The sequence below is a fragment of the Pseudomonas sp. B10 genome, assembly GCF_900156235.1.
Taxonomy (GTDB): domain Bacteria; phylum Pseudomonadota; class Gammaproteobacteria; order Pseudomonadales; family Pseudomonadaceae; genus Aquipseudomonas; species Aquipseudomonas siliginis.
In genome coordinates, this window is record NZ_LT707063.1 from 3,196,964 (window position 1) to 3,209,492 (window position 12,529).

Below are 12,529 nucleotides of genomic sequence, written 5' to 3' on the forward strand. Positions count from 1 at the left end.
AATGGCCACTTGCCTGCCACGACAACCGCACGATTCCGCGTTTGTCGTAGGGGAAATTACCTGTGCTTCTCGAAGCGATAAAACAGGTTGGGTTCGCTGACCATGTACAGCGTGCCTTCTTCGTCCATGGTAAGGCCTTCAGCACGGGGAATGGTGTCTTTCAAGCCGTTGAAATTGCCAAGCAGGGTCATGAAGCTGACTTGCTCGCCCTTCTCGTCCAGTTCCAGCAAAAGGTGCGAATCAGCGGACAACACCAGCAGATGGCCAGTGCGCGGATCGACGGCCAGCGCCGACAGGTTGCGAATATCGAGCTCGTCACTGGCCAGTTTCTGCTTGTCGCCGATCAGGGCCTGGCTACCGTCGCTTTTCCAAGTGAACAACGCCGGCGGGCGCTCTTCACCCAGCACAAGCTGATGATTGCGCGGATCCCAGGTGATGGCTTCAAAAGCCTTGTTCTGATCTTTTGACGGCCCAAGGTCGTATTTCGGGAAGTCGGCAATGTTCAGCTCACGGGTACCGGCTTCGACCTTGACGATCGACAGCGTGTGTTGACGTTCATCAACAATTGCCATCAGGCCGTTTTCCATGACCGTCAGGCCTTCCGGATTGCTCCAGCCCACCAGCGGCATCTTGCGCAGCACGTCGCCTTGCAACGTCAGCTCAGCCAGAAACGGATTTTTGCCCATCACCGCGAACAGGGTCTTGGTCTGCGGGTTATAAGCCAGATCCGAAGCTTCGTCCTTTTCCATCCCCGGCAGCGGCTTGGCATCGATCACCACCTGATAATCCGGCAGCCAGACACTCTCCTTCTGCTCGGCCTTGCTCTCGAAGCGCTCCAGCACCCACAGCACGCCGCGATCATCCCAATGCATGGCGAACGCCAGCCCATAGGCTGCCGCGATGACCAGCAACAGCCAGACATACCAGCGCAGGACGAAGCGCGAACGGGAGGGGGATTTCTGCTGAGTTCGAGATGCCATCGAGGGATGCGTTCCGTTAATTCAGGCCAAGGGTAATAGCACAAAGAGGCCGGCTGAGACGCCAGAATCGCGGGAATTATCCAGAGAGGATGTGAAAAAAACGGGAAATGGCGGGATTGGCGTGTGCATTTTGCCAGCAGCAACACATTACAGATATGGAATGGCCCTTGTGGCGAGGGGATTTATCCCCGTTGGCGCGCGAAGCGGGCCCAAAAATCTTGGGCCTGCTGCGCAGTCCAACGGGGATAAATCCCCTCACCACAAAGCTCACCCCCTGCAAGGGGTTCTGCGGTTAGCGCACGCTGCTGCTGAAGCTGCTCGCCCCCGGCAGTTCGAGGACGATTTCATCGCCGACATTCAGCGGGCCGACGCCCACTGGCGTGCCGGTGAGGATCACGTCGCCGGCCTGCAGCGAGAAGCAGCCGGCCATGTGCTGGATCATCGGCACGATTGGGTTGAGCATCGCGCTGCTGTTGCCGTCCTGGCGCACTTCGCCGTTGATGGTCAGGCGGATGCCGATGTCGGTCAGGTCAGCGAAGGTGCTGCCGACCACGAACGGCGCGATCACCGCCGCGCCGTCGAACGACTTGGCGATTTCCCACGGCAGGCCCTTGGCTTTCAGCTCGGCTTGCTTGTCGCGCAGGGTCAGGTCCAGCGCCGGGGCGAAACCGGAGATCGCATCCAGCACTTCTTCACGGCTCGGTTTGGTCGACAGCGGCTTGCCGATCAACACGGCGATTTCCGCTTCGTAGTGCACCGAACCGCGCTCGGTCGGAATGCTGAACCCGCCTTCCAGCGGCACCACGCAACTGCCCGGCTTGATGAACAGCAGCGGCTCGGTCGGCACCGGGTTATCCAGTTCCTTGGCGTGTTCGGCGTAATTGCGGCCAATGCACACGACTTTCCCGATCGGGAAGTGAATGCGCGTGCCGTCGACGTACTGGTGCTGATAGCTCATTTACCGACTCCTGCCTTTATTGATTCAACAGAGATTACCGATCAAACCGGGAAAATCTTGCCCGGGTTCATGATGCCGTTCGGGTCGAACACTGCCTTGACCGCTTTCATGTACTCGATCTCGGCCGGCGAGCGGCTGTAGGTCAGGTAATCACGCTTGGTCATGCCCACGCCGTGCTCGGCCGAGATCGAGCCGTTGTATTTCTCGACGGTTTCGAACACCCACTTGTTGACGGTGGCGCACTTGGCAAAGAACTCGTCCTTGCTCAGATTTTCCGGCTTGAGGATGTTCAGGTGCAGATTGCCGTCGCCGATGTGGCCGAACCAGACGATTTCGAAATCCGGGTAGTGTTCGCCAACGATCGCGTCGATTTCGCGCAGGAACGCCGGCACTTTCGAGACGGTCACCGAGATGTCGTTCTTGTACGGAGTCCAGTGGGAAATGGTTTCGGAGATGTACTCGCGCAGCTTCCACAGATTGTGCAGCTGGGTTTCGCTCTGGCTCATCACGCCGTCGAGCACCCAGCCCTGTTCAACGCAGTGTTCGAAGGTTTCCAGCGCGCTGTTGGCCACTTCTTCGGTGGTCGCTTCGAATTCCAGCAGGGCGTAGAACGGGCACTCGGTCTCGAACGGCGCCGGCACGTCACCACGGCCCATGACCTTGGCCAGGGCCTTGTCGGAGAAGAATTCGAACGCAGTCAGGTCGAGTTTGCCCTGGAAGGCGTGAAGCACCGGCATGATCGAATCGAAATCGGCGGTGCCGAGGACCATCGCCGTGAGGTTTTTCGGCGCGCGATCAAGGCGCATGGTCGCTTCGACGACGAAACCGAGGGTGCCTTCGGCGCCGATGAACAGCTGACGCAGGTCGTAACCGGTGGCGTTCTTGATCAGGTCCTTGTTCAGTTCGAGCACATCGCCCTTGCCGGTGACGACCTTCATGCCGGCCACCCAGTTGCGGGTCATGCCGTAGCGAATCACTTTGATCCCGCCGGCATTGGTGCCGATGTTGCCGCCAATCTGGCTGGAACCCGCCGAGGCGAAGTCGACCGGATAGTACAGGCCGTTTTCTTCGGCGACGTTCTGCAGATGCTCAGTGACCACACCCGGCTGGCACACGGCGGTGCGATCGGTGAGGTTGACGTCGAGAATCTGGTTCATGTAATCGAACGAAACCACCACTTCACCATTGGCCGCCACCGCAGCGGCGGACAACCCGGTGCGCCCGCCGGACGGCACCAGCGCAACCTTGTGAGTGTTGGCCCAACGCACCACGGCCTGCACTTGTTCGATGGTCTTGGGAAACACGATGGCGCTCGGTGCCGGGGCGAAGTGCTTGGTCCAATCCTTGCCGTAGGTGTTCAGGGAGTCGGCGTCGGTAAGGACTTTGCCAGGCTCAACCAGGGTCTTCAGTTCATCAATCAGCGCAGGATTGGTCATCGACAGAACTCTCGAACAATTCATGGTCATCCTGAGAACGCTTCACGTCGCAGGAATGAGTGTTTAGCGGGGTGGCTATGCTAGCATACCGACCCCGCCGGACAGTGCCCAAGGCCAGATCCGCGGTGACGGCTTTGTTGCCGTGCGGGTCAGCTCCAGGCTGCTCCCTCCCTGCCATTTTTCTCCGGGATACAGGTTTACGCAGATGAGCAAGACTTCTCTCGATAAGAGCAAGATCAAGTTCCTTCTTCTCGAAGGCGTCCACCAATCGGCTGTCGACGTCCTCAAGGCGGCGGGCTACACCAGCATCGAATACCTGACTGGTTCCTTGCCGGAAGCCCAGCTCAAGGAAAAGATTGCTGACGCTCACTTCATCGGCATTCGCTCGCGCACGCAACTGACCGAAGAGATCTTCGATCACGCGAAGAAACTGGTCGCGGTCGGCTGTTTCTGCATCGGCACCAACCAGGTTGACCTCAGCGCGGCCCGCGAGCGCGGTATCGCCGTGTTCAACGCGCCGTACTCCAACACCCGTTCCGTAGCGGAACTGGTACTGGCCGAAGCGATCCTGCTGCTGCGCGGCATCCCTGAGAAAAATGCCTCCTGCCACCGTGGCGGCTGGATCAAGTCCGCTGCCAACTCGTTCGAGATCCGTGGCAAGAAACTGGGCATCGTCGGCTACGGCTCGATCGGCACGCAGTTGTCGGTGCTGGCTGAAGGTCTGGGCATGCAAGTGTTCTTCTATGACACCGTGACCAAGCTGCCACTGGGCAACGCTACGCAGGTCAACAACCTGCACGAGCTGCTGGGCATGTCCGACATCGTCACCCTGCACGTCCCGGAAACTGCGGCGACCCAGTGGATGATCGGCGAGAAGGAAATCCGCGCCATCAAGAAGGGCGGCATCCTGATCAACGCCGCGCGCGGCACCGTGGTCGAGCTCGACGCCCTGGCGGACGCGATCAAGGACAAGCACCTGATCGGCGCGGCCATCGACGTGTTCCCGGTGGAGCCCCGCTCCAACGACGAAGAGTTCGAAAGCCCGCTGCGTGGCCTCGACAACGTGATCCTGACCCCGCACATCGGTGGCTCGACCGCCGAAGCGCAAGCCAACATCGGTCTGGAAGTGGCAGAGAAACTGGTCAAGTACAGCGACAACGGTACTTCGGTGTCGTCGGTCAACTTCCCGGAAGTGGCGCTGCCGGCTCACCCTGGCAAGCACCGCCTGCTGCACATCCACGAGAACATCCCGGGTGTGATGAGCGAGATCAACAAGGTTTTCGCCGAAAACGGCATCAACATCTCCGGTCAGTTCCTGCAGACCAACGAGAAGGTCGGTTACGTGGTGATCGACGTCGACGCCGAATACTCGGAGCTGGCGCAAGAGAAGCTGCAACACGTCAACGGTACTATCCGTAGCCGCGTGCTTTTCTAAAAGCAGCTACAAGCTGCAAGTTACAAGCGGTAAGTGAAAGCGCTTTGCCTTTACTTGCCGCTTGCAGCTAGCCACTTGAAGCTGAATAAAAAGGGAGCCCCGAAAGGCTCCCTTTTTTTATTTCACGTTGACCGTGATTTTTTCCGAAACGATCGATGGGTCGAACGGCATGTGGCCGCTGTCGCCGAGGATCAGTTGCAAGGTGTGTTTGCCCGGGGCCAGTTTGATCGTGGCTTCGGTCTGCGCCTTGCCGAAATGCATGTGGTGCGCGTCAGTCGGGATCGGCGCGCCTTCGGCCGGCAGGTCGTCGACGTCGATCAGCAGGTGATGGTGGCCGGTGTTCTTGGTGGTGTCACCCGCCGGGGCCAGCGCGATGTTCTTGACGCCGAACTTGACCTTGAATTCCTGCGAGACGGTAGCGCCGTCCTCGGGAGAAACGATGAACACTTCAGCATCCTTCGGCGCCGGTGTCGCCGCACTGGCCAGCACCGAAACACCCATCAGCACACCGGCCAACGCTGCACGTGACAAAAAGCTTTTCATTTTCTTCTCCAGTTTTTCCGTAAAATCCGCACGGTCATGACAACTTCATGACCATTCGTTGTCGAAGGCACTCGACAACCATAGCAAAGCGAGCCTGAATCAGAGCGTCGCGATAATGATTTCAAAGGAGTGACCATGCGCTTGCTGCCTGGCCTGATCTGCCTGCTACCCCTTCTGAGCCCGCTGGCTCACGCCGAACTGATTGATGACGTCAACGACCGCGGCGAGCTGCGCATAGCCCTTGAGGCTAATACACCGCCCTTCAATTACAAGGAGGGCGACACCCTCACGGGGTTCGAGGTCGAGCTTGGGCAACTGATCGCCAACGAGCTGGATGTACGCGCCGACTTCATCGTCACCGACGAGGGCGACCTGCTCCAGGGCGTTGAAAGCGGCAAGTACGACGTCGCGCTCAACCACATAGCACTGACACCCGAACTCAAGGATCGTTTCGACTTCAGCGAGCCGTACGGCCAGGTCGACGGGCAATTGCTGGCGAAGAAAGACGAGACGCCGCGGCCGATGGTGCTGGTGCAGGCGTTGACCGAAGCGAAGCCGAAAGCGGCGGCGCCGGTCGAGCTGGCGATCCCGTTTCAGAAGGGTAATCCGGCATTTCAGGCCAGCCTCAAGAGCGCGCTGCAGCGGATCAAAGACGACGGACGCCTAGCGGCGCTGTCGAAGAAGTGGTTCACCGAAACCAAGTGAACATAAAACCTGTAGGAGTGAGCCTGCTCGCGATAGCGGTTCGTCAGTCGGATAATCATTCACTGACCCACCGCTATCGCGAGCAGGCTCACTCCTACATAAGATTGCGGCGGTCTCTTAGATAAGTGCTGCCAGGGCCTGCGCGGCTTGCGGCAGCTCAAGCTCACTGAAAACCCGAACCCCATGACGCTTGAGCAACGCCGCCGTCACCCCTTCGCCATTGACCTTGACCCCACTGAACGTGCCGTCATACGTCAACAGATTCCCGCAAGACGGACTGTTGGCCTTGAGCACCGCCACCCGAATGCCGTGCTTTTGCACCAGCTCCAGCGCTTGCCGCGCGCCCTCGAGAAATTGCGCACTGACATCCTCGCCATCGGTAGTGATCACAGCAGCAGTGCCATCCAGCACCTCACCGCCCTGCCCGCCGGGAATCTCCGCCGCCGCCCTCGGCGTCGGCAATCCACCGGCCACCTCCGGACACAACGGCACTACCCGCCCTTCTTCGATCCACTGCTCAAGCAGATCAAACGGCCCGCTCGCGCCACCGTCATAGCGCACGCGATGGCCCAGCAGGCAGCGACTGACCAGGATCTTTTCCATGTTCAGAACGGCTCGTTGCCACGGCGACGGAACCAGCCAGTCAGCGACAGGCGCTCGCGATGGGCCGGCAACACTTCGTGGGGCACTTCGCCGGAGAGAAACACCACCAGGCAGCCGCCGGTCGGCTGCACGTCGTGCACACGTTCCTCGCCCAGGTACATGCGCAACTGGCCACCGTCCTCCGGCAACCAGGCCTCGTTGAGGTAGATGACGGCCGAGACCATGCGCCGGTCATCATCGCGAAAGCGGTCGAGATGCTTGAGGTAAAACGCGCCGGGCGGGTACAGGGCGAAATGGCATTCGAAATCTTCAAGCCCCAGAAACAAGCCACGATTGAGCGCCTCGCGCAGACTGTCCATCAGGCTCAGGTAGCGGTCAGTGGCGTCGGCCTGACCCGGGTCGATCCACTGGATGTGATCGCCGCGAATACCCTCGCGAATCTCCGAAAACGGCCCGCGACCGACCGCCGCCGGCGCCAGCTCACCCTCGGCTTCACGTTTACGGCACTCGGCCGCCAGCGCCCGGGTCAGATCGGCGGGCAGGAAGATGTTCTGCTGCGACCAGCCGTGTTCGGCCAGGTCGTCGACAATGCGTAACAGCAGCGGGTGTTCAGAGGATATCGGCATGGCGCGCATAGTATGCCGACGGCAACAAATCCGACAGAGCCACGCAGCGCCTTGCTACGAATTCTCGACAAGTACCGGCACCGCACGGACAATAGTCCGCTGCTGACAGGAGTCCCTATGCGCCGTTTGCTTTTTTCACTGTTGATGTTCTGCGTATTGCCCGCCTGGGCGGACGGCCACGATCAGTTGTACAAGGTCGCCGGCTGGCCAGAACAACGCGCGCATTTCAACGATGCCCTGAGCGCCGCCCAGCAGCGCTATCAGAACAGCCTGCCGCCTGCGGTATTTCAGGCGCTGGTCAACAACAGCAATCAGCGCTTCGCCGCGCAGGCCATGGATCAGCGTGCCGAAGCGCAACTGCGGCAGAAACTCGCCGACCCGAAACCGGCGCTGACCTTCTTCCAGTCACCACTGGGCAAGAAAATCGTCGCCGCCGAATTGCTCGCAACCCGTCGCGATCAACTGGCAAAAAATGCCCAGGGCCTGCCGAAGATGCAGGCCAGCGACAGTCGCTTGCTGATCATCGGCCATCTCGCCCAGACCCTGCCGGCCCGTGAGGCTGGCGCCGAGGTCAGTCTGGCGATTGCCGGCGTAGCGGCGGACAGCTTGAGTTCGATGATCCCGGGATTGCTCGGCGGCGGACAGGCACAGGGCATGTTGAACGGTCAGCGCCAGCGGCTGATGGATCAGATCGGCGCCGATCTGAACAACACGCTGCTCTATGTCTATCGCGACTTGTCGGATGAAGAGCTGGAAGAGTTTGCGACATTTGCCGAGTCGACCGAGGGCAAGGCTTACTACCAAGCGGCACTGGCGGCGATTCGGGCGGGGTTGGCGGTCGGGCAGTGATCTTCATCGCCTGACAGACCGCCATCGCAGGCAAGCCAGCTCCCACAATTTTCTGGGGTGTACCAGAGATTTTGATCAATGCAAAACCCTGTGGGAGCTGGCTTGCCAGCGATAGGGCTCTCACTAGCGCTAGAGATTCCGCCCCCTGATCCGCTTGCTCAAGAACTCGAAATATTCCTCACGCATCTCCGCCGTTTCATTGGCCAGGTGATGCCGTGCCTCGGCCAACAGCAGAATCTGCGGCCGGTCGAACTTCCATTTCAACACCTGCAGATTGTGCTGCCAGTCGACAGTCATGTCCGCCTGCCCCTGAATGATCAGCGGCCGTCGCGGACTTTTTTTCGCGTGCTCGACGCGGATGATCCAGCGCGACAGCGCGCCCACCCATTTCGTTGGCAGGCGCCTTGGCTGTAACGGATCGGCCTGCAGAAACGGCAGAAAATCCGGATCGTTGGAATTCTCGCTAAAGCGTCGCACCACACCGCGTACAAACGGCCGCAGCAGGTAATAACTCAGCTGCGACCAGCCCCACGCCCTTGGTCTCACCAACGGCGCCAGCAGAATCACCTGCCCTTGCGCTGGACTGTTCTCGCCATGGTTGAGCAGGTGATCGACGACAATCGCGCCACCGGTGCTCTGCCCGCACAAATGCCAAGGCTGCGGAAGCGCGATCGAGTTCGCTTCAGCGAACAGCGCCTGCAACACGTCCTGGTATTCAGCGAAATCACGAATGCTCGCTCGTGGCCCGCTCGACAATCCGTGTCCCGGCAAGTCACAGGCAATCACGGCAAAATCCTGATCCAGCGCCCACTCGATCACATGCCGGTACAGGCCGATGTGATCGTAGTAACCGTGCAGCAGAAACAACGTCGCCTTGACCTTCTCCGGCCACCAGCAATGGCTGACCAGCTCGTAGCCATCGACCTCGAAACGACCCATGCCGCGCCAGACATCGCGCTCGGCGAAGTCGGTCTTGTAGAAGCGCTGATAAGCCTTCGCCTCATCCGATAACGGCTGCCACTCGGCCAATGGCTTGAGGCTCGCGCGTAAATGATCGGGGTCGAAAGTATCAGGCATGCGGACATTCCAAAGCGGTAAACGGACTTTATCGGCCTGCGATATTCATCTGTAGAGGCAGACATGGCAAGCTAGCCGGCCTTTCGAGGATCGAAAACCATGCGTTCGCCCTACCGCACCGCACTGTTCGCCAGCCTGCTCGCGCTGATCTGCGCCGGGGTGCTGTGGGCGGCATATGACTGGTTTCAGGGCCGCTACCTGCGCGCGTTCAGCGAACATACGGCGGTATTTTCCGGCGACCCGCTGCGCCTGCCGGACAACATCGCCGGGCCGGGCAATATTCGCCTCGTACACTTCTGGGACCCGGCCTGCCCGTGCAACGTCGGCAATCAACAGCACCTGAGCGAGATGGTCGAACAGTTCGGCCCTCGCGGCGTGGAGTTCTTTGCCGTGCAAAAGCCCGGCAGCCACGGCCAGTTGCCCGCCACCCTCGCCAGCCTGAAAACCATCATCGTCCTGCCCGGCGCCGAACAGATCCCCGCCAGCCCTGCCGTGGCGATCTGGGATCGCAGCGGCAAACTCGCCTACTTCGGCCCGTACAGCGAAGGCTTGACCTGCAACTCCAGCAACAGCTTTATCGAACCGATCCTGCATGCCCTGACGGAAGATCGCCCGGTCAATGCTACCCACACCTTGGCGGTGGGTTGTTATTGCCCATGGCCGGCGGACGCGAAGTAAGGCATTCCGGACTTTTCAAGGACAGCGCTGCACCGCACAGATGCTCTGTGCTAAATGTTTGCAGCCCGACGGGCGGCCTTCCCGCCTGCACAAGGAGTCACCATGAAGCGTGCGTTGATCGTCGTTGCCTTGCTCATCGTTGTCCTGCTCGGCGCCGCCGGCGGGTATATCTACAGCAAGCAGCCGACGCGCCAGGGCCAGGTCGAGCTGCGCAACCTGCAGGGCTCGGTGACCGTGCGCTATGACGAGCGCGGTGTGCCGCATATCCGCGCCGAGAACGAAACCGACCTCTATCGCGCCCTCGGTTATGTGCACGCGCAGGACCGCCTGTTCCAGATGGAAGCCATGCGCCGCCTCGCCCGGGGCGAGCTGGCCGAAGTGCTCGGGCCGAAACTGCTCGACACCGACAAACTGTTTCGCAGCCTGCGCATTCGCGAGCGTGCGGCCAGTTACGTCGCCAGCCTCGACAAGCAGTCGCCGGCGTGGAAGGGCCTGCAAGCCTATCTGGACGGCATCAACCAATATCAGGACAGCCACGCCGCGCCGATCGAGTTCGACGTGCTAGGCATCCCCAAGCGGCCATTCACTGCCGAAGACAGCATCAGCGTCGCCGGTTATATGGCCTATAGCTTTGCCGCCGCATTTCGCACCGAGCCGCTGCTGACCTACGTGCGCGATCAGCTCGGCGCCGATTACCTCAATGTGTTCGATCTCGACTGGCAGGCCAAAGGCGTTCTGGCCACCGATCACACCCGGCACGCACCGGCCCTCGCCGCCGGCGACTGGCAGGACCTCACCGCCCTCGCCCGCCTCAGCGAACAGGCGCTGCTCGACAACGGCCTGCCGCAGTTTGAGGGCAGCAACGCCTGGGTGATTGCCGGCAGCCGCAGCCAGAGTGGCAAGCCGTTGCTGGCCGGCGATCCGCATATCCGTTTCTCGGTGCCGTCGGTATGGTATGAGGCGCAGCTGTCGGCGCCGGGTTTCGAGCTGTACGGCCATCATCAGGCGCTGGTGCCGTTCGCGTTTCTGGGACACAACCTCGATTTCGGCTGGAGCCTGACCATGTTCCAGAACGACGATCTCGACCTGATCGCCGAGAAGGTCAACCCGGACAACCCCAATCAAGTCTGGTATCGCGGCCAGTGGACCGAGATGCTCGTCAGCGAACAACAGATCAATGTGAAGGGGCAGGCGCCGGTGACCCTCACCTTGCGCCAGTCCCCGCACGGCCCCATCGTCAACGATGCCCTCGGCAGCGCTGCCGGCAAGACCCCGATCGCGATGTGGTGGGCGTTCCTCGAAACACCTAACCCGATCCTCGACGGCTTCTACCAGCTCAACCGCGCCGACACGTTGGCCAAGGCCCGCGCGGCAGCGGCCAAGGTGCAGGCGCCGGGCCTGAATCTGGTGTACGCCAACGCCAAAGGCGATATCGCCTGGTGGGCCTCGGCCTTGCTGCCCAAACGTCCGGCCGGGGTGCAACCGGGCTTCATCCTCGACGGCAGCACGCCCGAGGCGGACAAGGACGGCTACTACCCGTTCAGCGCCAACCCGCAGGAAGAGAACCCGGCGCGCGGCTATATCGTCTCGGCCAACTTCCAGCCCGTGTCGCCGACCGGCATGGAGATTCCCGGTTATTACAACCTTGCCGATCGCGGTCAGCAGCTTGACCGTCAGCTCAGCGACAACCGGGTGAAGTGGAGCAACGAGGCCAACCAGCAGCTGCAACTGGGCACGGCGACCGGTTACGGCCCGCGTCTGTTGGCGCCTTTGTTGCCGGTGTTGCGTGAGGTGGTCAGTGATCCGGCGCAACTGAAACTGGTCGAGCAACTGGCGCAGTGGCCGGGCGACTATCCGCTGAATTCGATCAGCGCGACGCTGTTCAACCAATTCCTCTACGACCTTGCCGACGCGGCGATGCGCGATGAGTTGGGCAATGACTTCTTCGAGACACTGCTGTCGACGCGGGTAATCGATTCGGCACTGCCACGCCTGGCGGCCAATGCGGACTCACCGTGGTGGGACAATCGCAGCACGCCAGCCAAAGAAACCCGCGCCGATGTCGTGCGCACGGCGTGGGCGGCAAGCATGGCGCATCTGAAACTGACCCTCGGCGACAACGTGGCGGGCTGGCAGTGGGGCGCGGCGCACACCCTGACCCACGGCCATCCGCTGGGGCAGCAGAAGCCGCTGGATCGCCTGTTCAACGTCGGCCCGTTCGCAGCGCCGGGCAGCCACGAAGTGCCGAACAACCTCTCGGCGAAGATCGGCCCGGCGCCATGGCCGGTGACCTATGGACCGTCGACGCGGCGTCTGGTGGATTTCGCCGATCCGGTGCATGGCTTGACGATCAACCCGGTCGGCCAGAGCGGCGTGCCGCTGGACAAACACTATGACGATCAGGCCGAGGCGTATGTGGAGGGGATATATGTGCAGGCGCATTTCAGCGAGGAAGAGGTGCTGGCGAATACGCGCAGTACGTTGAAGCTGCTGCCTGCGCGGGTTGCGCCATAAATCCCGGCTGGATTGACAGGCCCCCTTCGCGAGCAGGCTCGCTCCCACAGGAGATTGCATTCCAAATGTGGGAGCGAGCTTGCTCGCGAAAGCCCTGTGTCAGCCGACATCCGAGTCGACTGACA

12 protein-coding genes are annotated in these 12,529 nt (G+C 61.0%); 5 read left to right on the top strand and 7 right to left on the bottom strand.

Translation table 11 applies throughout. The features are described from left to right. Positions 1-56: 56 nt before the first annotated feature. The 3 genes from BXA01_RS14530 to BXA01_RS14540 form a co-directional block, all read right to left on the bottom strand. Positions 57-980, bottom strand: a complete 924-nt coding sequence (locus tag BXA01_RS14530) for an SdiA-regulated domain-containing protein (RefSeq protein WP_076564474.1) — start codon at positions 978-980, stop codon at positions 57-59. A 292-nt stretch (positions 981-1,272) separates the two neighbouring features. Next, the gene (locus BXA01_RS14535; protein ID WP_024014705.1) at positions 1,273-1,938 is read right to left on the bottom strand and encodes a fumarylacetoacetate hydrolase family protein; all 666 of its coding nucleotides are present in this window, start codon (positions 1,936-1,938) and stop codon (positions 1,273-1,275) included. Positions 1,939-1,979: 41 nt separating this feature from the next. Continuing rightward, a complete protein-coding gene (locus tag BXA01_RS14540) occupies positions 1,980-3,374 on the bottom strand; it encodes an FAD-binding oxidoreductase (RefSeq protein ID WP_041476861.1) in 1,395 nt (464 codons plus the stop codon). 205 nt (positions 3,375-3,579) lie between these two features. Between BXA01_RS14540 and serA the strand changes: the two genes are divergently transcribed. Beyond that, positions 3,580-4,809 carry a phosphoglycerate dehydrogenase gene (gene serA, locus BXA01_RS14550; protein WP_024014707.1) on the top strand — a complete coding sequence of 410 codons (1,230 nt, stop codon included), beginning with the start codon at positions 3,580-3,582 and terminating at the stop codon, positions 4,807-4,809. Between the two features lie 117 nt (positions 4,810-4,926). Here serA and BXA01_RS14555 read toward each other — a convergent pair whose 3' ends face one another. After that, positions 4,927-5,352, bottom strand: a complete 426-nt coding sequence (locus tag BXA01_RS14555; protein ID WP_024014708.1) for a DUF4399 domain-containing protein — start codon at positions 5,350-5,352, stop codon at positions 4,927-4,929. A gap of 135 nt (positions 5,353-5,487) precedes the next feature. Between BXA01_RS14555 and BXA01_RS14560 the strand changes: the two genes are divergently transcribed. Then, positions 5,488-6,057: a transporter substrate-binding domain-containing protein gene (locus BXA01_RS14560; RefSeq protein WP_076564476.1), complete on the top strand. Its 570-nt coding sequence runs from the start codon at positions 5,488-5,490 to the stop codon at positions 6,055-6,057. Between the two features lie 117 nt (positions 6,058-6,174). On the opposite strand, the gene BXA01_RS14565 is transcribed toward BXA01_RS14560, so the two are convergent. After that, on the bottom strand, positions 6,175-6,660 hold the full coding sequence (locus BXA01_RS14565; RefSeq protein ID WP_076564477.1) for a DUF523 domain-containing protein: 486 nt from the start codon (positions 6,658-6,660) through the stop codon (positions 6,175-6,177). Positions 6,661-6,662: 2 nt separating this feature from the next. Further along, positions 6,663-7,295 carry a 2OG-Fe(II) oxygenase gene (locus tag BXA01_RS14570; protein WP_076564478.1) on the bottom strand — a complete coding sequence of 211 codons (633 nt, stop codon included), beginning with the start codon at positions 7,293-7,295 and terminating at the stop codon, positions 6,663-6,665. Positions 7,296-7,403: 108 nt separating this feature from the next. On the opposite strand from BXA01_RS14570, the gene BXA01_RS14575 reads away from it, so the two are divergent. Then, positions 7,404-8,135, top strand: a complete 732-nt coding sequence (locus tag BXA01_RS14575) for a DUF2059 domain-containing protein (RefSeq protein WP_076564479.1) — start codon at positions 7,404-7,406, stop codon at positions 8,133-8,135. Between the two features lie 129 nt (positions 8,136-8,264). Here the strand turns inward: BXA01_RS14575 and BXA01_RS14580 are convergent, their stop codons facing one another. Beyond that, positions 8,265-9,212 (bottom strand): alpha/beta hydrolase, encoded by a 948-nt coding sequence (locus tag BXA01_RS14580; protein ID WP_076564480.1) that lies wholly within the window; start codon positions 9,210-9,212, stop codon positions 8,265-8,267. A gap of 99 nt (positions 9,213-9,311) precedes the next feature. Here BXA01_RS14580 and BXA01_RS14585 point away from each other — a divergent pair, with 99 nt between their 5' ends. Together BXA01_RS14585 and BXA01_RS14590 are read left to right on the top strand one after the other, a co-directional pair. Then, a complete protein-coding gene (locus BXA01_RS14585; RefSeq protein WP_076564481.1) occupies positions 9,312-9,890 on the top strand; it encodes a DUF6436 domain-containing protein in 579 nt (192 codons plus the stop codon). Positions 9,891-9,992: 102 nt separating this feature from the next. Next, the gene (locus BXA01_RS14590) at positions 9,993-12,404 is read left to right on the top strand and encodes a penicillin acylase family protein (RefSeq protein WP_076564482.1); all 2,412 of its coding nucleotides are present in this window, start codon (positions 9,993-9,995) and stop codon (positions 12,402-12,404) included. Positions 12,405-12,529 lie beyond the last annotated feature (125 nt).